General features: G+C 32.4%; 19 protein-coding genes. 12 read left to right on the top strand and 7 right to left on the bottom strand.

Annotated features, from left to right (window positions below):
• The first annotated feature begins 6 nt into the window (after positions 1–6).
• The 9 genes from ABD715_RS07870 (at position 7) to ABD715_RS07910 (ending at position 9,657) form a co-directional block, all read left to right on the top strand.
• A complete protein-coding gene (locus tag ABD715_RS07870) occupies positions 7–909 on the top strand; it encodes a hypothetical protein (protein ID WP_344787601.1) in 903 nt (300 codons plus the stop codon).
• 211 nt (positions 910–1,120) lie between these two features.
• Positions 1,121–1,576, top strand: coding sequence for a 50S ribosomal protein L13 (gene rplM, locus ABD715_RS07875; protein ID WP_344787603.1), 456 nt, complete (start codon positions 1,121–1,123; stop codon positions 1,574–1,576).
• 1 nt (position 1,577) lies between these two features.
• Positions 1,578–1,964 carry a 30S ribosomal protein S9 gene (gene rpsI, locus ABD715_RS07880; RefSeq protein WP_344787604.1) on the top strand — a complete coding sequence of 129 codons (387 nt, stop codon included), beginning with the start codon at positions 1,578–1,580 and terminating at the stop codon, positions 1,962–1,964.
• A 191-nt stretch (positions 1,965–2,155) separates the two neighbouring features.
• Complete coding sequence (rpsB, locus tag ABD715_RS07885; RefSeq protein WP_344787605.1) at positions 2,156–2,929, top strand: 30S ribosomal protein S2; 774 nt, start codon at positions 2,156–2,158, stop codon at positions 2,927–2,929.
• Between the two features lie 86 nt (positions 2,930–3,015).
• Entirely contained in the window at positions 3,016–3,990 is a 975-nt protein-coding gene (gene tsf / locus ABD715_RS07890) for a translation elongation factor Ts (RefSeq protein WP_344787606.1), read from the top strand.
• A 520-nt stretch (positions 3,991–4,510) separates the two neighbouring features.
• Positions 4,511–5,218, top strand: a complete 708-nt coding sequence (pyrH, locus tag ABD715_RS07895; RefSeq protein WP_344787607.1) for a UMP kinase — start codon at positions 4,511–4,513, stop codon at positions 5,216–5,218.
• A 48-nt stretch (positions 5,219–5,266) separates the two neighbouring features.
• Positions 5,267–5,824, top strand: coding sequence for a ribosome recycling factor (gene frr, locus ABD715_RS07900; protein WP_344787608.1), 558 nt, complete (start codon positions 5,267–5,269; stop codon positions 5,822–5,824).
• Positions 5,825–5,911: 87 nt separating this feature from the next.
• Positions 5,912–7,189: a hypothetical protein gene (locus ABD715_RS07905; protein ID WP_344787609.1), complete on the top strand. Its 1,278-nt coding sequence runs from the start codon at positions 5,912–5,914 to the stop codon at positions 7,187–7,189.
• A 62-nt stretch (positions 7,190–7,251) separates the two neighbouring features.
• Entirely contained in the window at positions 7,252–9,657 is a 2,406-nt protein-coding gene (locus ABD715_RS07910) for an efflux RND transporter permease subunit (RefSeq protein WP_344787610.1), read from the top strand.
• A 57-nt stretch (positions 9,658–9,714) separates the two neighbouring features.
• On the opposite strand, the gene ABD715_RS07915 is transcribed toward ABD715_RS07910, so the two are convergent.
• The gene (locus ABD715_RS07915; RefSeq protein ID WP_344787612.1) at positions 9,715–10,164 is read right to left on the bottom strand and encodes a nucleoside deaminase; all 450 of its coding nucleotides are present in this window, start codon (positions 10,162–10,164) and stop codon (positions 9,715–9,717) included.
• Positions 10,165–10,283: 119 nt separating this feature from the next.
• On the opposite strand from ABD715_RS07915, the gene dxs reads away from it, so the two are divergent.
• Complete coding sequence (gene dxs / locus ABD715_RS07920; protein WP_344787613.1) at positions 10,284–12,056, top strand: 1-deoxy-D-xylulose-5-phosphate synthase; 1,773 nt, start codon at positions 10,284–10,286, stop codon at positions 12,054–12,056.
• A gap of 151 nt (positions 12,057–12,207) precedes the next feature.
• Here the strand turns inward: dxs and ABD715_RS07925 are convergent, their stop codons facing one another.
• Positions 12,208–14,886, bottom strand: a complete 2,679-nt coding sequence (locus ABD715_RS07925; protein WP_344787614.1) for an AsmA family protein — start codon at positions 14,884–14,886, stop codon at positions 12,208–12,210.
• Positions 14,887–15,013: 127 nt separating this feature from the next.
• Positions 15,014–15,718: a queuosine precursor transporter gene (locus tag ABD715_RS07930; RefSeq protein WP_344787615.1), complete on the bottom strand. Its 705-nt coding sequence runs from the start codon at positions 15,716–15,718 to the stop codon at positions 15,014–15,016.
• Between the two features lie 79 nt (positions 15,719–15,797).
• Here ABD715_RS07930 and folK point away from each other — a divergent pair, with 79 nt between their 5' ends.
• Both folK and ppk1 read left to right on the top strand, forming a co-directional pair.
• Positions 15,798–16,943 (top strand): 2-amino-4-hydroxy-6-hydroxymethyldihydropteridine diphosphokinase, encoded by a 1,146-nt coding sequence (folK, locus tag ABD715_RS07935; protein ID WP_344787616.1) that lies wholly within the window; start codon positions 15,798–15,800, stop codon positions 16,941–16,943.
• A 45-nt stretch (positions 16,944–16,988) separates the two neighbouring features.
• Positions 16,989–18,989, top strand: coding sequence for a polyphosphate kinase 1 (gene ppk1 / locus ABD715_RS07940; RefSeq protein ID WP_344787617.1), 2,001 nt, complete (start codon positions 16,989–16,991; stop codon positions 18,987–18,989).
• Positions 18,990–19,005: 16 nt separating this feature from the next.
• Here ppk1 and ABD715_RS07945 read toward each other — a convergent pair whose 3' ends face one another.
• The 4 genes from ABD715_RS07945 to ABD715_RS07960 form a co-directional block, all read right to left on the bottom strand.
• Positions 19,006–21,627: an MGH1-like glycoside hydrolase domain-containing protein gene (locus ABD715_RS07945; protein WP_344787618.1), complete on the bottom strand. Its 2,622-nt coding sequence runs from the start codon at positions 21,625–21,627 to the stop codon at positions 19,006–19,008.
• A 193-nt stretch (positions 21,628–21,820) separates the two neighbouring features.
• A complete protein-coding gene (locus ABD715_RS07950; protein ID WP_344787619.1) occupies positions 21,821–22,480 on the bottom strand; it encodes a class I SAM-dependent methyltransferase in 660 nt (219 codons plus the stop codon).
• Complete coding sequence (locus tag ABD715_RS07955) at positions 22,473–23,012, bottom strand: RNA methyltransferase (RefSeq protein WP_344787620.1); 540 nt, start codon at positions 23,010–23,012, stop codon at positions 22,473–22,475. The genes ABD715_RS07950 and ABD715_RS07955 overlap by 8 nt, the downstream gene beginning before the upstream one ends.
• Before the next feature lie 198 nt (positions 23,013–23,210).
• Positions 23,211–23,480, bottom strand: a complete 270-nt coding sequence (locus tag ABD715_RS07960) for a hypothetical protein (RefSeq protein ID WP_344787621.1) — start codon at positions 23,478–23,480, stop codon at positions 23,211–23,213.
• Between the last annotated feature and the right edge of the window lie 98 nt (positions 23,481–23,578).

Consider the following 23,578-nt stretch of genomic DNA (forward strand, 5'->3'; position numbering starts at 1 on the left):
TATACTATGAAACTTAAATTATTAATTGCATGTACAACTTTACTAACAATTGCTGTACAAAAAACACAAGCACAAATTAACCCTGATGGTTTTTTTAACAAAAAAGGGGAAGCTAACATCTCGCTTTCTTACACTTATGCTACTTACGAAAAATTCTTTTTAGGTTTAGATCAAGTAGATGCTGTACCAGCCCACAACCAAATTGATCAAAACATATATAATATATATGCTAATTATGGTATTACAGATAAGATTACAGCAATTATAAACCTACCATATATAAAAGCTACTGGTGATGGTGCTGCAGATCCTGTAAATGGAACCACAGAACAATCTGACCTACAAGACATAAGTCTATTAGTTAAATGGGCTCCTTTTACTACACAGCATGAAAATGGTACAACCACAGGTGTTATTGCCATTGGAGGGTCTTACGCTTTAAACTATGAACCTAACGGAATACTTTCTATAGGTAATGGCGCCTCTTCTATTGATGCTAAATTAGGTTTACAATACAATAACAACTCTGGCTTTTTTGGGAATGCTTTTGTAGGTTACTCTATAAGAGGAGAAGCAGACAATAATTTAGGCTTAGGTACTGGTGCTAAATATGATGTTCCAAATAGTCTTAATGCACAAATAAAAATAGGATACGCAGGAAAATCATTTTATGCTGATGCTTGGTTTGATGCACAAAAAAGCAATGGTATTTTAGATATAAACTCTGCTAATTTTGCAGGTAACTTTCCAGAAACTAAAGTAGGCTACTCTAGAGTAGGTTTAAACCTTTACGCTCCTATTACAAAAACACTAGGTGTAAGCTTAGCTTCTGGCACTGTTGTAAGCGGAAGAAACATAGGAAAAGGAACTTACTATTCTGGAGGTATTACTATTGGTTTAGGTAAATAAATTAAAACGTTTAATTAAATAAAAGCAGCTAAGTAAATTGAATTTACTTAGCTTTTTTTATTTCAGATTACCCATGGCAGTTAAAGCCTTAAATATCAATACATTTAATTTTACAAAAAGAATACAGCACACTATTTGGTAATCAAATATTTAATCGTAAATTTGCAAACTCTTTTTAAAAGAGGAATGTTTAATAAAAAATAAATAAAACGTGGACACATTAAGCTACAAAACGATTTCAGCAAACAAAGCTACTGTAGATAAGCAGTGGGTATTAGTTGATGCTGAAGGTCAATCTTTGGGTCGTTTAGCTTCTAAAGTTGCAAAACTTTTAAGAGGTAAACACAAACCTAGCTTCACACCACACGTTGATTGTGGAGATAACGTTATTGTTATCAACTCAGAAAAAATCAACTTAACTGGAAACAAATGGACAGATAAATCTTATATCCGTCACACAGGTTACCCAGGTGGTCAAAGAAGTTTAACTGCAACAGAATTGTTTGGAAAAGATCCAGCAAGACTTGTAGAAAAATCAGTAAAAGGAATGCTACCTAAAAACAAATTAGGTGCAGATTTATTCCGTAACTTAACAGTTGTTGTTGGCACAGCTCATAAACATGAAGCTCAAAAGCCAAAAACAATAAACTTAGAAGAATTTAAATAACATGGAAGTAATTCACAAAATTGGCCGTAGGAAGACGGCTGTTGCTCGTGCTTATGTTTCTGCAGGAAAAGGAAACATTACGATTAATAAAAAAGACTTAGCTAACTATTTTACTACTGCGACTTTACAGTACAAAGTAAAACAACCATTAGCTTTGACTAACAATGACGACAACTTTGATATTACAGTAAATGTATATGGAGGTGGTATTACAGGTCAAGCAGAGGCTGTTCGTTTAGCAATATCTCGTGCAATGTGCGAAGTAGATGCAGAGAACAGACTAATATTAAAACCAGAAGGTTTATTAACCAGAGACCCTAGAATGGTAGAGCGTAAGAAATTCGGTCAGAAGAAAGCGCGTAAAAAATTCCAATTCTCGAAACGTTAATATTATCCTCAACTCGATTGAGTTTCTATTTACAGTATACTCAATCTTGTTGAAATTTAAACAAAAAAATAAAACAGTTATTGTTGTCCTAGTGTTGAAAAACACAGGATTTAGTTTAGCATCTAAATGAAGCCTAAAGCTATAAAGCCAAAGGAACATTGCTAATTCAACAGAACGTAAACTATTACAAAATGGCAGTAGAAGTAAAAGAATTACTTGAAGCAGGTGTACATTTCGGACACCTTACACGTAAGTGGGACCCTAACATGGCGCCTTACGTATATATGGAGCGTAACGGTATCCATATAATCAATTTATATAAAACCGCGGCTAAAATTGACGAAGCTGGAGCAGCACTTGCTAAAATTGCAGCATCTGGACGTAAAATTTTATTCGTAGCGACTAAAAAGCAAGCAAAAGATATCGTATCAGAAAAAGCTGGAGAAATTAACATGCCTTACATTACAGAAAGATGGCCAGGTGGAATGTTAACTAACTTTGTTACTATTAGAAAAGCTGTTAAAAAAATGGCTACTATTGATAGAATGAAGAAGGATGGTACTTTTATGACTTTATCTAAAAAAGAACGTTTACAAGTAGATCGTTTAAGATCTAAGTTAGAAAAAAACTTAGGTTCTATAACAGACATGACTCGTTTACCAGGTGCTTTATTTGTTGTAGATATTAAGCGTGAGCATATCGCGATTAAAGAAGCTCAAAAATTAAACATTCCTATTTTTGCAATGGTTGATACAAACTCTGACCCACGTCAAGTTGATTATGTTATCCCTGCAAATGATGATGCTTCTAAATCAATCAATAAAATTTTAACGCACGTTACTAGTTCTATTGCTCAAGGTTTAGCAGAACGTAAATCTGAAAAAGAAGCTACTGCAGCAGCTAAAGCAGCTCCTAAAAAGGAAGCAGCTCCAGCTAAAGCAACAGCTACTGAAGAAGAAGAATAAAATAACATTAACACAACATCATTAAGTCGTTTAGTTCTTTTCTTTGTTGAAAATATATTGAACGACTTTTTTAAATTATAATTACTATGAGTACTACAGTAAAAATTACAGCAGCTGAAGTAAATAAATTAAGACAAGCTACAGGTGCAGGTATGATGGACTGCAAAAAAGCATTAGTTGAAGCAGAAGGAGATTTTGATAAAGCTATTGAAGTTTTACGTAAAAAAGGTCAGAAAGTTGCAGCAAAAAGAGCAGATCGCGATTCTAGCGAAGGTGCTGCTGTTTCTAAAGTTAATGCAGACAACACAGCTGGTGTTGCTATTGTATTAGGTTGTGAAACTGATTTTGTAGGTAAAAACGAAAACTTTTTAGCCTTAGCTAACCAATTAGCAGAAATCGCTTTAACTCAAGACTCTAAAGAAGCATTTTTAGCTGCTGATTTTGGAGGAATGACTGTTGCAGAAAAACTAATTGAGCAAACTGGTGTAGTTGGTGAAAAATTAGAAATTAACGGTTTTGAAAAATTAGAAGCTGCTTATGTTGGTACTTATGTACACATTAACAAGATTGCTGCTTTAGTTGGATTATCTGCTGTTGTAGATAACGCTGAAGTTTTAGCTAAAGATGTTGCTATGCAAATTGCATCAATGGGAGCTACAACATTATCTTACAAAGATTTTGATCCTGCTTATATTGCATCTGAAACTGAAGCTAGAATTGCTGTAATTGAAAAAGATAATATTGAATTAGGTCGTTTAGGTAAAACACTTAAAAATGTACCTCAATATATTTCTATGGCACAATTAACTCCTGAAGCATTAGCTCAAGCTGAAGCAGATGCTAAAGCACAATTGGCTGCAGAAGGTAAACCAGAAAAAATCTGGGATAAAATTTTACCAGGTAAAATGGAGCGTTTTATTTCTGATAATACTACTTTAGATCAAGAACAATGTTTATTAGATCAAAAGTTTATTAAAGACGAAAAAATCGATGTTGCTAAATATGTTTCTTCTTACGGAGATGTTGTTTTAACAGGATTTAAACGTGTTGCATTAGGATAATTTCTTAAAAAACACTTTTCGCTTTCGCGAAAATTATAATATTAAACCACTATTCTTATTTTGAATAGTGGTTTTTTTTATGCCAGTAGCTAAAGATTACCCATAATCCTCTTTTTATTTAAAGTATGATTAATAACTACACAATGCACAAAATACCTTTAAAAACAAACGTATCCCCATAGAGGAAATACACTAATAACTGTCACCAATAAAGTCATACTATAATTTTTTTTAAGAAAAATAAAGAGACTTATTATTAACAAAATAAATACTGAAAAAATACCCAAGACTATATTAAAAGCTTTTTTAAGATAAGCATCCATACAAATTCGATTTACAGTATTTTAAACAAAGAAACTTAAACACATAATATTTCTTTTAGGTAATTATTCTTTTTTCGTACAACAAATAATTAAAACATAAAAAAATACGAATTATAAACTTTTTTATTTCCTATTTTAAAATAGTTTTCAGAATTAAGATTATCATTATATTTGCACAACTTCAGTAACAAAAACCTATGAAATACAAAAGAATACTCCTAAAACTATCTGGTGAAGCCTTAATGGGAGATCGCCAATACGGTATAGACCCAGAACGTTTAGCCGAATATGCTCAAGATATTAAAACCATTACAGATAAAGGCGTACAAGTAGCCATAGTTATTGGTGGCGGAAACATTTTTAGAGGTGTTGCTGGGGCTAGCAAAGGTATGGATCGAGTGCAAGGCGACCACATGGGAATGCTTGCTACCGTTATTAACGGTCTAGCTTTACAAGGCGCTTTAGAAGATGCCGAAATACCAACTAGATTACAAACCGCTATAAAAATTAATGAAGTTGCAGAACCTTTTATTAGAAGAAAAGCTATGAGACACCTTGAAAAAGGTCGTGTCGTTATATTTGGTGGAGGAACAGGAAATCCTTATTTTACTACGGATTCTGCTGCTGTATTAAGAGCTATTGAAGTAGAAGCAGACGTAATTCTTAAAGGAACTCGTGTAGATGGAATATACACTGCCGATCCAGAAAAAGATGCAACTGCTATTAAGTTTGATAATATTTCGTTTGACGATGTGTTGCGTAAAGGCTTAAAAGTTATGGATACAACAGCTTTTACTTTAAGTCAGGAAAACAAACTACCTATTATTGTGTTTGATATGAACAAAAAAGGAAACCTACTTAAAGTAGTTGCTGGAGAATGTATTGGCACAGAAGTTAACATTTAAAAATTTGGTGCAATTTTTGAATATTAATACTTATTAAAACTTTAAACAATGAACGAGGAAATAAAATTTATACTAGATTCTACTAAAGAAGCAATGGATAATGCACAAAAGCATTTAGAAAAGCAACTACTAAACATTAGAGCAGGAAAAGCAAGTCCTGCAATGCTTGGTAGTGTCATGGTAGATTACTATGGGTCTCAAACCCCACTAGCTCAAGTTGCAAATGTAAATACACCAGATGGCAGAACCATTACTGTACAACCTTGGGAAAAAAACATGCTTCAAGAAGTAGAACGAGGTATTATGCTTGCCAACTTAGGTTTTAACCCTATGAATAATGGAGAAACCATAATTATAAACGTACCAGCACTTACAGAAGAGCGCAGACGCGACTTAGCTAAACAAGCTAAAGCAGAAGCAGAACATGCTAAAGTTGGTGTAAGAAGCGCTCGTAAAGAGGCTAATAACGACATTAAAAAGTTAGATGATGTATCTGAAGATCTTAAAAAAAATGCAGAGATTGATGTACAACAAATGACAGATACTTACGTTAAAAATATTGATGATACTTTTTCTGCTAAAGAAAAAGAAATTATGACGGTATAATTATTGTTACACAACTAAATAAATACTAAAAGCGACTATTATGTCGCTTTTCTTTTATTAAACTAAAACCTGTTTTACACGCTACTGATGCTCAAATTTTGTTCGGTATTACTCTTTTTTACTCTAGTTTCTGGCACCATAAACGCGCAGTATAATACCAATAAATATTTTGAAACTCAAAAAGATTCTACAAAAAAAAGTAATTTTATAAAGCACTTAGCTAACGGTTATTTACCTACAAAATATTTTAATTTTGATTTAAGATATTTAGTAAAGTATAACCAATATGAAGCTTTAAGAACTGGATTTGGAGGAGAAACAACCAAAGCTTTTGCTAAAAACTTTAGAGTAACAGGTTATGGTGTTTATGGTTTTGGAGATTCTAGGTTTAAATATAATGTAGCTGGTGGTTACAGACTAGCAAAAAAAACAAAAACCTGGATTAACTTATCTTATACCGATGACTTACAAGAAACCGGAAGCTCTAAATTTTTAACCGACAAACGGTTTTTTCAGTTTTTTGAGCCTAGGCTACTTAATATCGATTTGTTTCACAAGCATATTACAAAAGCACTGTCTTTAGAACACCAATTGGCACCCAAAATATTAACCGAATCTGAATTTGCATTAAGTAACATATCGTCAACCTATAACTATAAATACCAACTTGGGGCCAATAGTTTTGAAACCTACCGTTTAACAACTGCCAAATTTGCGCTACAATGGAGTCCGTTTAGCACATATAATTATAACGAAAAAGACGAACTAAAAGAAACTGTAGCTGCTTATCCAAAAATTACGGTTCAGTATAGTAAAAGCTTTAAAAATATAGCTAAAAGTAACTTTAACTTCTCTAAATTAGATATTAAAGCAATTCATAAAATATTTCATAAAAACGAAAGTGAATCTGAGTTTATTTTGGTTTCTGGTCTATCAAACGGAGACATTCCGCTAACACATTTATACCACGCTTACCCCAACAATATTAACAAACAAACGGTTATGCAACGTTTCTCGGTTGCAGGTATTAACAGTTTCGAAACTATGTTTTTTAACGAGTTTTTTTCAGATAAATTTACAACCATTCAATTTAAACACACATTTAAGCCTTTTAACATTTCGGTATGGTTTAAGCCTCAAATGGCGTTAATTTCTCGCTATGCTGTTGGTAGTATTAACAATATAGAGCGACATCAAAATATATCTTTTGGTTCTTTAAACAAAGGGTACACAGAATCTGGAATAGAGCTTAATAAATTATTCTTTGGTTTCGGGTTAAGTTTTACATATAGGTATGGCGCTTATCACTTACCGCAAGTACAAGATAATATTGCGTTAAAATTTACTTTTAATCTAACATTATAAAACTTTTCAAGTACTTAATACATAGGTTTTTTCTACCTTTGCCAATCTTTTTAAACTAAGGTATGTTTAAACTTTTTACAGCACAATTTTGGGACATTACAGCAAGGCTTATTCTTAGAAATAAAATAAGTATTCTTATTGCAATTATTTTAGTAACCTATCTATTTAGTACACAATGGCAATACATGCGCTTTAGCAACTCTGAAGCCAATATGCTACCAGATAATCACGAGGTAAACCTTACTTACAACAAGTTTTTACAAACCTTTGGAGAAGAAGGAAACCTAATTATAATTGGAGTAAAAGATAGCACGCTTTTTACTGTAGATAAGTTAAAAGCTTGGAATACATTTTGCGACGAACTTAAAGACTACGACGCTGTAGAATCGGTAATATCTATAAAAGATTTACAAAAACTTATAAAAGATAGCGCTAACCAAAAGTTTGCTTTAGAGCCCTTTATAAAAGACTCCATAACATCTATAGCGCAAATAGAAAAGCTTCAAAAAGAGCTGTTTGTACAATATCCTTTTTACGATAATTTTCTATTTAACAGCAAAACAAAAACCATTCGTACTGCTGTATATTTAAAAAAGTCTATAGTTAACACATCGGCTAGAAAAAAGTTTGTTTTAAACGATTTGTTGCCAAAAACAAAAGCTTTTGAAACCACCAATAATCTAGATGTTAGAGTTTCTGGTATGCCATACATACGTACCATGAACTCTCAGAATATTATAGACGAAATTAATTTATTTGTAATAGCTGCACTACTAGTAACATCTCTTATATTCTTTTTCTTTTTTAGATCGTTTAGAGCCACTTTTATTTCGCTAGTAGTAGTATGTATTGGTGTAGCTTGGACCCTAGGTATTATTGGTCTTTTAAAATACGAAGTAAGTGTTTTAACAGCTTTAATTCCGCCATTAATTATTGTAATTGGTATTCCAAACTGTATTTTCTTAATTAATAAATACCAGCACGAAGTTAAATTACATGGTAACAAAGTAAAATCTTTACAACGTGTTATTACAAAAATTGGTAACGCTACATTAATGACAAATGTTACCACAGCATCTGGTTTTGCTACCTTTATACTAACAGAAAGCAAACTATTAAAAGAGTTTGGTGTAGTAGCATCGCTAAGTATATTAGCCATTTTTATACTATGTTTATTAATAATACCAATAATATATACCTTTTTACCTTTTCCAAAAGATCGCCACTTAGAGCATTTAAACAAACGTTGGATTGGTGGCTTTGTAAACTGGATGGAGCGCATGGTAAGACAAAGACGTATAACCATTTATTGTTTTTCTTTAGTGCTACTTATAGCAAGTATAATTGGTATTTATCAAATAAAAATTTCTGGCAGTTTAATAGAAGATATGCCACAAGACTCAGAGTTTGTTAACGATATTAGGTTTTTCGAAAACGAGTTTAACGGTATTATGCCCGTAGAAATTATGGTAGATACCAAGCGTAAAAAAGGAGTTATGAAACTCTCTACTTTAAAACGCATGAACGAGCTAGAGGATTTAATAATAGAAACTCCAGAATTATCTAAACCTGTATCTGTAGTAAGCTTAGTAAAATATTCAAAACAAGCCTACTACAATGGTAAGCCAAAATATTACCAATTACCAACATCTCAAGAAAACAGTTTTATTCTATCGTATGCAAAAAACTCTACATCTAATGTAAACATGTTAAACAATTTTGTAGATAGCACAGGACAATACGCAAGAATAACAACCTTTATGAAAGATATTGGCACCGACAAAATGGAGCGTATCGAAGAAAATTTACAAACCAAAATAGACAAAGTTTTTCCTAAAGATCGTTTTGATGTTATTGTAACTGGTAGCGCCTTAGTTTTTTTAAAAGGCACAAAATATTTGGTAAAAAACTTAGCCATATCCCTATCGTTAGCCATACTTTTAATTTCGCTATTTATGGCTTACATGTTTAGATCTGGCCGAATGATTATAGTATCGCTAATACCAAACTTGCTTCCATTAGTAATAACTGCAGGACTTATGGGCTATTTAGGTGTCCCCATAAAACCATCAACGATATTAGTATTTAGTATAGCCTTTGGTATATCGGTAGATGACACCATTCACTTTTTAGCAAAATACCGCCAAGAGTTACAAACCAACAACTGGAAAATAAAAACATCGGTTTATGGTGCTTTGCGAGAAACTGGCGTAAGTATGTTTTATACATCAATAGTATTATTCTTTGGTTTCTCTGTATTTACCATATCAAGTTTTGGTGGCACTGTAGCACTCGGCGCATTAGTATCGGCAACACTACTATTTGCCATGCTATCAAACCTACTTTTACTACCATCGCTACTATTATCGCTAGAGCGTAACATAGCAAATAAAGAAGTATTAAGAAAACCCTCTATAAATATTATTCCAGAAGAAGACGAAACACCACAAGACAACTTAAATAGTTAGTCGTATTATATTTATCCCTTTACGCAAGCAAACCTACTAAAAAAAGTAAAAGCAGGGTTAATTTAGGTTACGACGTTCAATAAAAAATCGTTTTAATAAACTAGAAGCCTCATTAGCCAAAACACCACCTTTAACAACTGTTTTAGGATGTAGTTTCGTGTTTAAATTAATACAGCCACGCTCTTCGTCTCTAGCGCCATAAACAATATTAGAAATCTGACTCCAATACAAAGCGCCTGCGCACATTTGGCAAGGCTCTAAAGTAACATACAAAGTACATTTTTGAAGATATTTACCCCCTAAAAAACTGGCAGCTGCAGTAATAGCCTGCATTTCTGCATGTGCAGTTACATCGTTTAAAGTCTCGGTTAAATTATGCCCGCGAGCAATAATTTTATTATCAATAACAATTACTGCACCAACAGGAATCTCACCTTTCTCGTAAGCAAGCTCTGCTTCCTGAAGTGCTCTTTTCATAAAATACGTATCGTCAAAAGGCTCTATCATAAAACAAAAATACAATATTAAGCAGTTAATTAGTTTATAATACAGCCAGAAGAATAGCAACCACACATTAGCCTTTGTTTTTAAAGCAGAAGAATAATAAAAACTTGTACTTTTGCTTTGTGCAAAAAAACATTTTAAATACAATAAAAAGTCCAGAAGATCTTAGACTTTTAAATCCAGAAGACTTAAACCAACTAGCCAACGAGTTACGCCACTTTATTATTAATATAGTCGCAACAAAAGAAGGGCATTTAGGCGCAAGTTTGGGCGTAGTAGAACTTACTATTGCATTACATTACGTATTTAACACACCAAAAGATCAACTTATTTGGGATGTTGGACACCAAGCTTACGGACATAAAATATTAACAGGTAGAAAAGACAATTTTCATACCAATAGACAACTTGGAGGCCTAAGCGGATTTCCAAAACGCACAGAAAGTCCATACGACACCTTTGGTGTTGGGCACGCCTCTACCTCTATTTCGGCAGCCTTAGGTATGGCCATAGCATCGCAATTAAAAGGCGACTTAAATAAACAACACGTAGCAGTTATTGGAGATGCTAGTATTGCAGGAGGCATGGCGTTTGAAGGTTTAAACCACGCTGGTGTTACCCATGCTAATTTACTAGTTATTTTAAACGACAATGCCATTGGTATAGACCCAAGTGTTGGCGCATTAAAAATGTATTTAACTAATGTTAAAAAAGGCACACAGAAACAAGACAATATTTTTGAAGCTTTAAATTTTGATTATTCTGGTCCGATAGACGGGCATAATTTACCTGTACTTATTACAGAATTAAAACGATTAAAAACAGTTAAAGGCCCAAAGTTTTTACATATTATTACTACAAAGGGTAAAGGTTTAAAACAAGCCGAAGAGAATCAAGTAAAATATCATGCTCCAGGTAAGTTTAATGCTAAAACTGGAGATTTGTTTGTTAAATCGGCTACTGTACAACCCCCTAAATACCAAGATGTTTTTGGCCATACTATTGTAGAGTTAGCTAAGCAAAATAAAGATATTGTAGGCATTACACCAGCTATGCCCACAGGGAGCTCGTTAAAATACATGATGGATACTATGCCAAATCGCGCTTTTGATGTTGGCATTGCAGAGCAGCACGCTGTAACATTGGCTGCTGGTATGGCCACACAAGGGTTGGTGGTTTACTGTAATATTTACTCTACTTTTTTACAACGTGCTTACGATCAAATTATACATGATGTAGCATTACAAAAACTACCTGTTATTTTTTGTTTAGATAGAGCAGGATTGGTAGGAGAAGATGGCGCTACACATCATGGTGTTTACGATTTATCGTACTTACGCAACATACCTAATCTTGTTATTTTTGCGCCAAGAAACGAAATTGAACTGCGTAACATTATGTATACGGCACAGCTTGGTTTAGAGTATCCTATTGCTATAAGGTACCCAAGAGGACGCGGTGTAACCATAGACTGGAAACAACCGTTTTCTAAAATTGAATTAGGTACTGCAACTACACTTAAAACAGGTAATAAACTTGCTATTTTAAGCGTTGGAAATATGGCAGAACATGTAACCTCAGCTGTAAAAAACACGAATAATCCTGATGCTATTTCGCATTATGATATGCGTTTTATAAAACCTTTGGACAAAAAGTTATTGCTTTTCATTTTAAAAAAATACAACACCATTATTACTATTGAAGATAATAGTATTGTAGGTGGTTTTGGAAGTGCTATTTTAGAGTTTGCTGCTGCTTACCATTTTACAAACAATATTAAAACACTTGGTATTCCTGATGTATTTTTAGAACACGGAACTGTTGACGAATTACAACAGTCTATTGGATTAAACGCACAAAATTTAACCGTATTTATTAATACACTTTTAAACTAATTTTTTTTATTAAAACGTTGCTCGCGTTAGGGATAGAACGGTATGTTTGAGCTCCCCGACCCAAGGAGGGAGCGAGTAGTGATAGCCCGACTGTTGCTTATACCAAAAAGGTTTTCTTCTTTTTGGTATAAGCAACAGTAACGCCCAAAACTTATTTAACGGTATCTTTTTCTTTTTTCTTACCAAATAAACCACCTAACGCGTTTTTTACTGTATTTGCGGTATTATTGGTTTGTGTTGCGGTAGAATCTGTTTTTTTATTTCCTCCTAGTAAGCCTCCTAAAACGTCTTTAACTGCATTGTTTTGTTGCTGTTTGGCAGAATCTGTTTTGGTTTTGTTACCTCCAATAACGTCGCCTATTAAATTGGCAATCTTATCTTTTCCTTTGCTTAAAAGTTTTTGTTTTTCTATTTCTACAAGCTGCTTGGTAAGGTTAGAAACACCGCTTGTTAAATCGGTTTTTACGGTTGGGCTGGTGTAAGTTCCTCCAATATTTGCAGTAACTGGTATGGTAATGTTTTTGGCTTCTTCGCTATCAATTTTACTAATAAGCTGGTTAATATCGCTACCTAAATACTTTGCTGGCACGTTAAAAACAGCATTGTACGCAACGGTTTGATCGAAACCATGAGCACCAGAAACCGTAATTGCAATGTCTTTATATTTTAAATCGAAAGGTTTTACGCTTACTTTACCGTTTGCAAATTCTAACTTTGTTTTTAAGTCTTTTAAATCGAGTTTGCTAAAATCTATAAAGCCTAATGCTCCTTCTAGCTTGCTAAATAACTCGGCTTTATTTGTGGCCACAGATGTGGTTAATAACTCGCCTAAAGCTTTACCGGAAACCGATGCTAAGTTTGGGGCAAACTCTTTATCTAAATCTCCAGAAATATCTATACTTGTATTTAACTTACCATTTAAAAGCTTGGCTATTGGTGCTAAGCTTTGAAGCAAATCTAAGCCTTTAAACGACTTTGCTATATCGAACCCGTTTGCACCTAAATTCATATTAAACGTTGGTGTTTTGCCTTTTGTAGAAACGTTACCAGATAGAGCTAAAGCGCCATCAAAAATACTAGATGTCATGTTATCTAACTTAGCTTGCTGGTCTTTTATTAATAGTTTTCCTTTTACGTTGGTTAAATTTAAATTATCGTAAACCACCGTTTTGGCATTGGCATTTATGGTACAATCTAAAAAATCGGGAATTTTTAAAGATTCGGCATCGCTTGTTGTTTTATTATCTGTAGTGTTTGTTTCGTTTTCAGACATAAAATCGCTAACCTTAAACAAATTAGAATTTACATTAAAATTACCCTGTAACTTACTATTGCTAAGTAGAAAGCCTAATAAATTATCTATACTACCAGAGGCATTTAAATCGCTATCTCCTGTTTTTGCATTAAAACTATTTAGCGACACCGTTGGTGTGTTAAATGTTAAATTGGCATCGGCTATATTAATGGGGTTTACAATATCTTTGGATGAAAAAACAAAATTTGAAATACTTACAGAGCCACTGTTTTTAATGCGATTGTATGCATTGGTCTCAATCGCATTCATATCAAAAGCGGTATTTAATTTGGCTTTTAAAATGCCCGAAAGTTCGTTTTCTAAATCTATAGGGTAAGCCTTTGTTATGTTTTCTAGGTTTAAAATACCATCTAAATGTGCATCTACAACCATATTTTTTGTTATATTTTTTATGGTTGCCGATGATTTAAATACATCGTCGTCTATTTTAAAATTTAGTGTGCTAATATCTACAAAAGTATCGTCTACATTACCTGTTGTATTTTTTATTGAAGCGTTTATGGCAATGTTTGATACGCCTTTTGGTAAATTTGGATACTTAAAATTTGCGTTTTTAGATACTATATTTATATCTAACTTTGGAATCGTAGCATCTGTAACCATGCCTTTTACTATACCTTTTACTTTAAAATCTCCACTAGTTTCTACGTTTTCTATATTTTTAGAATATTCTTGAGGTATAAGTGCTAAGAAATTCTTGAAATCAGACTCTGGGTTTTCAAAAGTAATATCTATGTTTTGTCCCGCCTCTACCATTTGCACAAAACCATCAAATTGCAAAGGCAGGTGGTTAATAAAGGCCTTATTGTCTTTAAATGTGTATTTACTATTTTTTAAATCGAGACCTATTAGTGCATCCAATTTTATGGTATTATTGTTTAAATAGTTTGTACTATCTAAACTAAAGCTAATATTAGCCTCGCTTTTTGTATCTAACTCTGATGTTTCTGCAGAAAACGTACCATGACCTTCGTGATTAAAGTTGCTTAGCTTTATTTCTGTGGCAGACACCTGATCGAGATAGGTAAAAGCACTGTTTTTTATTTGATAATCTTCAATATCGAAAGCAAAACCACTAGTCTCTGCTTTTGTAGTAGTAGCATTCTCATCTGTTTTTGCAATATCGTAATTTACACGACCTTGCAAGTCTGTTTTAAGGTTTAGCTTAGCCTCGTCTATATTTATACTTTTAACAACTATTGGTCCGTCGCTTGCTGTTTTAAACAATTCTTTAATAGACATGGTAAAGGCAATGTCTTTAACAGATGCAAATGTTTCGTCTTTAAAAGGTTCTAAGTTTGTTATTACTAAATCGTTTACTGCAACATGAGCCTGCGGAAAACCTTTTATAAAGCTTAAACTTACATCGCTAAATTCTACCTTGGCATTTACATTTTGATTTATAAAAACCTTAACCATATCTTTAATTTGGTTTTGAAATGCAAAGGGAATAGCTATTAAAAGAGCTATAATAATTAAAAGAGTTAGGCCTATAATTTTAAAAACTTTTTTCATGAAAAGAATTTTGTGGTTTTCGCTTACGCAGAAACGGTATTTAACAAGTTGTTTTATACATATATACGCAAAAATGCCATTAAAAGATGGATTCTGTTTTTGTATTAATGTTAATTCTTCCCTAAAATTAAAGTAAATCTATCTCTTCGTTAACCTTTAAATTAAAGCGTTTTCTAAATATATAAACACCTAAATACAGAAAAGGTGTATCTATAAAAGCTATTAAAACTTTAAATAGAAAACCACTAATTAACAAACCCAAAAATTTATCCCATGCTATAATATGAAATAAACATAATAATCCCACTACAGTAAATGTATCTATAAATTGCGATAAAAAGGTCGAGAAATTATTACGCAACCACAAATGCTTGCCCTTGGTTAATTGTTTCCAGAAATGATAAATTTTAATGTCTATAAATTGAGCAAACAAATAAGCCATCATACTCGCAAAAACAGCTAAAATAGTATTACCAAAAACTGTAGAAAACATACTGTTATTTACTGGAGACCAACTTGTTGCTGGCACTATACTAGACATATAAACAATTAAAAGAGAGAATAGAGAAGCAAATATGCCTGCTATAACCACTTGGTTAGCGCGCTTTTTACCGTAAATTTCACTTATTAAATCTGTTATTAAAAAAGTAATTGGATAAGGTAAAATACCTACTGATATTTCGAAAAGTTTACTACCAAAAATTTCAATATCGAAAGGATACCAATAAAAAAATTTCTGAAAAATTAAATTAGAAACAACTAAAGAGGTAATAAATAAAGCGCCTAAAAGCATGTAAATACGTTGCGCTACAAGTTTGTTTTTTAATGTCATGTAAGTTGTGAATAAATACCTAATGTAAATATAATAGATTAAAAATTGTTTTAGTTATTTTGCCAATCAGTTCGAAATTATGACGCAACCAACAACATTCCATATTGCCCTAGGAAGCAATAAAGGCGACAAATTTAAAAATTTACAAAATGCCATTGATGCTATTTATGCAAAAATAGGAAACATCACGTTGATTTCTAAAGTATATAAATCGACTGCTTTAGGTTTTGAAAGCGACAATTTTTACAACTGTTGTTTGGTGTTAGAAAGCTTTTTAAAGCCAAAAAAGGTTTTAAAAATATTATTAAATATAGAAACAGCTTTAGGTAGAAAACGCACAGAAAATACAGGTTACGAAGCACGAATTATAGATTTAGACATTATATTTGTTGGTAACCAGGTTATTGATACTAACACGCTACAAGTGCCACATCCAGAAATGGAAAAACGACAATTTGTATTATTACCTTTAAACGATATTGCCCCAAAAGTAAACCACCCTAAATTTAACAAAACTGTTGCTACTTTATTAAATGAGTGCAAAGACAATTCTGTAATTGAACCTCTAAATATTTGGCTTAAAAAACCAAACAAAATTTTTGACTTTTCTAAGTACAATTATATTGCTATTGAAGGTAATATTGGTGCAGGTAAAACAACATTGGTTACAAAAATGGCCAACGATTTTAATGCAAAACCCATTTTAGAACGCTTTGCAGACAACCCATTTTTACCAAAATTTTACGAAGACGCTTCTAGGTATGCCTTTACTCTCGAAATGTCTTTTCTTGCAGATAGATACCAACAAATATCTGACGATTTAGCACAATTCGATTTGTTTAAAGATTTTATTGTTAGCGATTACGATGTGTTTAAATCTTTAATTTTCTCAAAAATTACACTAAACAAAGACGAGTTTTCTCTTTATAGAAAATTATTTTATTTAATGTATAAAGACATAGCCAAACCAGAATTGTACGTTTACTTATACCAAAACACAGAGCGTTTACAACAAAACATTAAAAAACGTGGACGAGATTACGAACAAAATATTGCTAATGATTATTTAGAAAAAATAAATACTGGTTATTTAGATTTTCTTAAAACTCAAAAAGATTTTAATGTTAAAATTATTGATGTATCCAATAGAGATTTTGTTGAAAACAGAGCAGATTACTTATGGATATTAGGCGAAATAACAAGTAGTTTACCCGAAAAAAAATAATATACTCTTAACAGAAATAAAATATCGATAGTTTAAATTGCCACCATGCAAAAAAAAATTATTGATCGCGATTTAAGTTGGCTATCTTTTAACGAACGTGTTTTACAAGAAGCAGAAAACAACAATGTTCCGCTATACGAACGCTTAAAATTTCTAGCCATTTTTTCTTCTAATTTAGATGAGTTTTACAGAGTTAGAGTCTCAGAACTTCGCCAGTTTAAACGTTACCAAAAAGACACAAAAAAGAAACTGTTTGAAAAGCCTAAACGCTTAATAAAACGCATTCAGAAAAAAGTTAGCGCACATCAAGAACGTTTTGGAGCTATTTTTTTTGCAGACATAATACCGAGTTTAAAACAAGAAAATATTTATTTAATTGAGAAAAATGAGTTTTCTATAGAACAAAAACAATTTTCTCTCAACTATTTTAAAACGCAGGTACAGCAACATATTAAGGTTTATAATTTAGAAACCGACATAGAGCCTGTGTTTCTGGAAGACAAAGGCCTCTTTTTATTTTTAAAACACGACTCCAATTTACTTATTAATATACCCACTAATAAATTACCTCGTTTTATTACTTTCCCTACCCAAGATGGTAAATTTTATGTTACATATATTGATGAAATTATAAAAGACAACCTTACTGTTTTAAACCCCAACTATAAAAATTTAAAATCTTACTGTATTAAAATTACAAGAGATGCCGAATTGTATTTTAACGAATATGATGGCGAAGTTGTAGAGCTAATAAAAGAGCATATAAGCCAACGAAAAACAGGTATTCCTACTAGAATGCTATACGATAGTACCATGCCTAAAGATTGTGTTAAGAGCTTGCGCAAACAGTTAGACTTAAACAAAACAGATTTAATGCCAGGTGGCAAGTTTCATAACTTTAGCGACTTTTTTGGGTTTCCCACACCAAAACACAACCCTAAATTGTTTTACAAGCCTCAAGAACCATCAACTCATCCAGAACTAGAGCATGCCAAATCTATAATTAACCATGTAAAATATCAAGACGTTTTATTAAGCTATCCATACCAAAAATTCGATTATATACCTAAGCTTATTTTAGAAGCTGCAAAGTCAAATCGAGTACACACCATAAACATTTCATTGTATAGAGTTTCTAAAGATTCTGAAGTTGCTAAGGCCCTACTTGTTTGCTTAGAACATGGTAAAAAAGTAACCGTATTTATAGAAGCAAAAGCACGTTTTGACGAGGCTAACAATATTTTTTGGGGAGATTTGCTTAAAAAACATGGTGCTCAAGTTCTATACAGCATACCCAAAATAAAAGTACATTCTAAAATATTTTTAATAGAGGGTGATAATTTTAACGTAGGCTATATTGGCACTGGTAACTTTAACGAAAAAAGCGCTAAAATTTATACCGATTTTGGTTTACTAACCTCTAACAACAATATAACAACAGATTTAAAACAAGTGTTTAAGTTTTTGGTAAATCCAGACCAATTTAAACCTCACTTAAAGGCAATTTGGATGTCTCCATTTAATACAAGACGTTCTATTACCGATAAAATAGACAGAGAAATTAAGTTTGCAAAAGCGAACAAACCAGCATCTTTAACTTTTAAAATGAATAGTTTAGAAGACGAAGCTATTATAAACAAATTATATGAGGCCTCTCAAGCAGGAGTTGAAGTTAAGTTAATTGTAAGAGGTATTTTTAGACTAAAACCAGAACTTGAAGGTTTAAGTAAAAATATAAAAGCAGTAAGCATTGTTGGCCGATATTTAGAGCACGCTCGAGTTTATCTTTTTGAAAATAATGGTAACGAAGAATTGTTTATCGCATCGGCAGACTGCATGACGCGTAACTTAGATAAACGCGTAGAAGTTGCAACACCCATTACAAACGAAAAACTAAAAGCTGTTTTAAAACGCTGTTTAGACTGGCAATGGCGAGACAATACCAAAGCAAGAATTTTGGATGCCGAGCAAAAAAATGAATATCAAAAAAATCGTTTTGAACCTATTAATGCCCAAAACGATTTTTATGAATTATTAAAACAGTAAAAAATTATTACGACATTTAGTCTTCGTCCATTTCCATAATTAAATTGGCAATAAGCGATGTCCAACCTGTTTGATGCGATGCGCCAAGGCCTTTTCCTGTATCGCCATCAAAAAATTCGTAAAAGAAATGCTCGTTTTTAAAATGATTATCTTTTGTAAATACTTGGTCTGGATCTTCAGAATGGTATGGGTATTTCCCCTCTTTATTAGGCTCAAAAAGCTTAACCAGTCGTTTTGTTAACTCATTTGCTATTTGCTTTAAATTAAGTTTTACCCCAGAACCTGTTGGGAATTCGTATTGATATGTATCGCCATAAAACGTATAGTATTTACGAAGCGACTGTATAATCATATAATTTAATGGCATCCAAATAGGTCCTCGCCAATTTGAGTTTCCTCCAAACATATTAGATTGGCTTTCTCCAGATTCATACTGTATTTGATGATGCCCATGATGATGGAATACAAAAGGATACTTTTCGTGATATTTTGAAAGTGAACGTATACCGTAATCTGAAAGAAACTCGCCTTCATCCAACAAACGCTTTAATAAATGCTCTAACCTAAAACCACGCATAATCGAGAACATATAATTTCCGTCTTCGTTTGCTTTTTCTAAATTAGAAATTAAAGAAGCTAAATCTGGACGGGTTTTTATAATACGATTGGCGCGCCTTCTAAACTCTTTTAATTCTTCAAATAAATCTTTATGTATAATTTCTACAGCAAACATAGGTATTACGCCTACTAGAGAACGTACACGTAGGCGATCTGTAGATCCGTTAGACATTTCTACCACATCGTAATAAAAGTTATCTGCATCGTCCCAAAGCGAAATATCTTTTTTACCAATATGATGCATGGCCCAAGCAATATTTAAAAAATGTCTGAAAAAATTTGCTGCAGACTCTTCGTAAATCGGATTATTTTCTGCTAACTCTAAAGACATGCGCAACATGTTTATAGAAAACATTGCCATCCAACTTGTTGCATCTGCTTGTTGCATTCTTGTAATACCTTCTGGCATATGGTTTCTATCGAAAACCCCAATATTATCTAAACCTAAAAAACCACCTTCAAAAAGGTTGGTACCGTTTTTATCTTTTTGGTTTACCCACCAAGTAAAATTAATTAATAATTTTTGGAATGCTTTTTCTAAAAACTGTATATCTCCTTTTCCTGTTTTTTCTTTATCTTTTTCGTAAACTTTCCATACAGCATAAGAGTGTACTGGCGGATTTACATCGCTAAAATTCCATTCGTAAGCAGGGATTTGCCCATTAGGATGCATATAACTTTCTTGTAAAACAAGTAACAGTTGGTTTTTAGCAAAATAGGGATCTATTTCTACAAAAGATGCCATATGAAAAGCTAAATCCCAGGCAGCATACCAAGGATACTCCCATTTATCTGGCATAGAAATAATGTTTCTATTTGTAAGATGTTGCCAACTAAAATTACGCAAATTAGTTCTGTTTGGTTGAGATTCTCCTGGACCTCCAAAAAGCCATTTAAAAATATCGAAATAATAAAATTGCTTAGTCCATAATAATCCAGAAAATGCTTTTTTTGCTAAATCTTTTCTAGCATCTGGTAAATCATTTTTTATAATATTGTCATAAAATATTTCGCATTCCGTTTTTCTTAAATCAAAAATAGCATCGAAATCTTCCCAAGGCTGCTCTAATTCATCCTTACTTAAACGCACTTTAATGCTTCGTTCTTCTCCTGCTTTTAGGTTAAACTTATACCAAACCGCCATTTTAGAGCCTTCTTTGTTCGGGTTTACGGTTTCTTTATTATTTACAACATGCTCGTGTATACCATCTTTAACATATGGCACTTCGTTATCTACATTGTAAATACGTTTGTTATTGGTTTCGTTTTCGCAAAACAATTGCTCTCCACCTTCATGATATAAAAAGTAAGCCCCATTTCTTGGACTACTTGACCTTACAGAATTAGAGCCTGTTGTTTTTATTTTTGGTCTGCTATATTTCTGGTTATGTTTCCAGAAATTTCTAAACCAAAAATGTGGTAAAACATGAATGTCTGCAGCTTGAGCACCTCTATTAACAATGGTAATCTTCATTAGCACATCGTCTATACCGGCTTTAGCATATTCTATAAAACAATCAAAATACGCATTGTTTTTAAAACAACCTGTGTCTAATATTTCGTATTCAGGTTGGTCTCTCCCTTTTCTATTTCCGTTTACTAAATCATCGTAAGGAAATTTACTATGCGGATATTTATATAAATATTTATTATAAGTATGCGTTGGTGTAGATACTTGATGAAAATAAAGTTCTTTAACATCTTCTCCATGGTTGCCTTGGTTGTTTGTAAGCCCAAACAAACGTTCTTTTAAAATGGTATCGTTTCCGTTCCAAAAAGCAGGAGCTAAACATAAAATTTCTCTAGCATCGCAAAAGCCTCCAATACCTTCTTCGCCCCATCTGTAGGCATTACTTCTCGCCTTTTCGTGATCTATAAACTCCCAAGACTCGCCATGTTCGCTATAATCTTCTCTAACGGTTCCCCATTGTCTTTCGGCCAAATAAGGGCCCCACTTTTTCCAATTTTTATGATTTTCTAAAACTGCTAAACGATCTGCCTCTGGATTTTTAATAGCCATATTATAAAGTGTTATTTAAAAACAATTTAGGCAAAAATAAACCTTTTATCAAGTAAGTAGCAGCTTGAATTACGAGTATTGCTTAATTGAAATTTTTAACCGAATTCTATGGATTTCTTTTTAACAAAACATAACATTATTTGATGAAATCGTATTTTAAAACGCTTTTTATTAAAAATGCAAAAAACAGCTGTTAAAAAACTTGATATAAAGTGGTTACAATACAGCCTTTGTTTTCTTTAACTATATACTCGTCTAGAATTTTTTCTTCTTTAATTTTTAAATTAAAAGGAGCTGTTAGTAAATTAACGCCACTATTTTGCTTAATACGTATACCCTGACCCGAAATTATATTTTTGTTAGGTGTAAAAGCCCCCTTTGGTATATGCTCGGTAATTATAATGTATTTGTAATTTGAAAGTTTGGTTACAATATGTTCTATTTCTGCGTTAGAAATGTGTTGCAAAACTTGACGAAGAATTACACAATCAGCCTTAGGCAACAAGTCTTTAGCTATGTCTAAACAGTGAAACTCTAAATTATCGGCTTTAAATAATTTATTATTTCTATCTATTAAATTGTCTACAATATCTATTCCAATATATTTTTGACTAAAAGGCACTAGTTGCTTGCCTATATTAAAATCGCCACAGCCTAAATCGCACACAACTAAGGGTGGTTTTTGAGTTTTTAAAAACTGAATAACAACCTTTAAATACGACTCTACAATTTCTGGATTATGAGATCCAGATCCAGAGTAAAAATCGTGTGTATTACCACCCCAAAGATGTTGCTGGTATATTTGTGCCATAGCAGCTTTTGTTGGCCATGGTTTTTTTATTTTTTTATTCACTTATTTGAGATAGCTTACTAAATACATCCCACACTAAAACACCACAACTTACAGAAATATTTAAAGAGTGTTTGGTGCCAAACTGAGGTATTTCTATAACTGTATTGCTGGCATCTACCACATTTTGTGCTACGCCTTTTACCTCGTTACCAAAAATAAGGGCATACTTTGTGTTTGTTTCTACCTTAAAATTATTAAGCATTGTTGCGTTTTCTGCTTGCTCGATAGCACAAATTTTTACGTTTTCTGCTTTTAGTTTTTCTACTAAATCTATAGTATTCTCTACATATTCCCAAGCTACAGTATCTGTGCTACCTAAAGCTGTTTTATGTATATCTTTATGCGGTGGTGTTGCTGTTATACCACAGAGGTAAATTTTTTCTATTAAAAAAGCATCGCTGGTTCTAAACACCGAGCCAATATTATTTAAGCTCCTAATGTTATCTAGAATAATAATGATAGGTGTTTTTATTGCCTCTTTAAAGTCATTAACACTTAATCGGTCTAGTTCGCTATTTTTTAATTTACGCATGTATATGTAGTTATCTGTAATACATGCAAAACTACGGAAAAGGTATAAAAGTTTTATTTTTAAATAACTTTATACTACTTAGTTTACGCGAAGTTGCGTTAACGATTGAACGGTATGTTTGAAATCCTTTTTGCTTTTTTGCAAAAAGATTGAGTAGTAAAAGCGTGTTAAAACGCCTTAATTAATTGTTTTAAAGAATTAATCAACCATATCTTCTTCAAAATACCACCATAAACGCGAATCTATCTTTTCTTTTGCTTTATGAATATCGACATGGTCTTTAAAAAAAATAGTTATGTTTTCGTCCTCTCGATTTCTTCCAACACTTTCTCTTAGCTCTATAAAATCAACCTCTTCTAATTGTTCTAGATGATTTTTAATTTTGTTATCTAAAGATTGATCGTTTAAAAAAATCTTAATGGTTTGCTGGCTAGGTGAGTTTCTTATTTCTGATCTAAACGGTTTCATAGGCGTTGTTTTTAAATTCAATTTAAAAGCACAAATTGCTATTTAATTAAAGTTACTAAATTATTTTTTAAACATAAAACTGATTATCAAATTAATAC

The organism is Postechiella marina (assembly GCF_039538365.1).
GTDB lineage: Bacteria > Bacteroidota > Bacteroidia > Flavobacteriales > Flavobacteriaceae > Postechiella > Postechiella marina.

What these genes read in the sequence shown, in the direction of transcription:
- ABD715_RS07930 (WP_344787615.1), bottom strand. Translation starts at nt 15,718, where the DNA reads ATGACATTAAAAAACAAACTTGTAGCGCAACGTATTTACATGCTTTTA.
- rpsI (WP_344787604.1), top strand. Translation starts at nt 1,578, where the DNA reads ATGGAAGTAATTCACAAAATTGGCCGTAGGAAGACGGCTGTTGCTCGT.
- ABD715_RS07915 (WP_344787612.1), bottom strand. Translation starts at nt 10,164, where the DNA reads ATGATAGAGCCTTTTGACGATACGTATTTTATGAAAAGAGCACTTCAG.
- pyrH (WP_344787607.1), top strand. Translation starts at nt 4,511, where the DNA reads ATGAAATACAAAAGAATACTCCTAAAACTATCTGGTGAAGCCTTAATG.
- frr (WP_344787608.1), top strand. Translation starts at nt 5,267, where the DNA reads ATGAACGAGGAAATAAAATTTATACTAGATTCTACTAAAGAAGCAATG.
- ABD715_RS07925 (WP_344787614.1), bottom strand. Translation starts at nt 14,886, where the DNA reads ATGAAAAAAGTTTTTAAAATTATAGGCCTAACTCTTTTAATTATTATA.
- ABD715_RS07945 (WP_344787618.1), bottom strand. Translation starts at nt 21,627, where the DNA reads ATGGCTATTAAAAATCCAGAGGCAGATCGTTTAGCAGTTTTAGAAAAT.
- ppk1 (WP_344787617.1), top strand. Translation starts at nt 16,989, where the DNA reads ATGCAAAAAAAAATTATTGATCGCGATTTAAGTTGGCTATCTTTTAAC.
- rpsB (WP_344787605.1), top strand. Translation starts at nt 2,156, where the DNA reads ATGGCAGTAGAAGTAAAAGAATTACTTGAAGCAGGTGTACATTTCGGA.
- tsf (WP_344787606.1), top strand. Translation starts at nt 3,016, where the DNA reads ATGAGTACTACAGTAAAAATTACAGCAGCTGAAGTAAATAAATTAAGA.
- ABD715_RS07905 (WP_344787609.1), top strand. Translation starts at nt 5,912, where the DNA reads ATGCTCAAATTTTGTTCGGTATTACTCTTTTTTACTCTAGTTTCTGGC.
- folK (WP_344787616.1), top strand. Translation starts at nt 15,798, where the DNA reads ATGACGCAACCAACAACATTCCATATTGCCCTAGGAAGCAATAAAGGC.
- ABD715_RS07960 (WP_344787621.1), bottom strand. Translation starts at nt 23,480, where the DNA reads ATGAAACCGTTTAGATCAGAAATAAGAAACTCACCTAGCCAGCAAACC.
- ABD715_RS07910 (WP_344787610.1), top strand. Translation starts at nt 7,252, where the DNA reads ATGTTTAAACTTTTTACAGCACAATTTTGGGACATTACAGCAAGGCTT.
- ABD715_RS07955 (WP_344787620.1), bottom strand. Translation starts at nt 23,012, where the DNA reads ATGCGTAAATTAAAAAATAGCGAACTAGACCGATTAAGTGTTAATGAC.
- ABD715_RS07870 (WP_344787601.1), top strand. Translation starts at nt 7, where the DNA reads ATGAAACTTAAATTATTAATTGCATGTACAACTTTACTAACAATTGCT.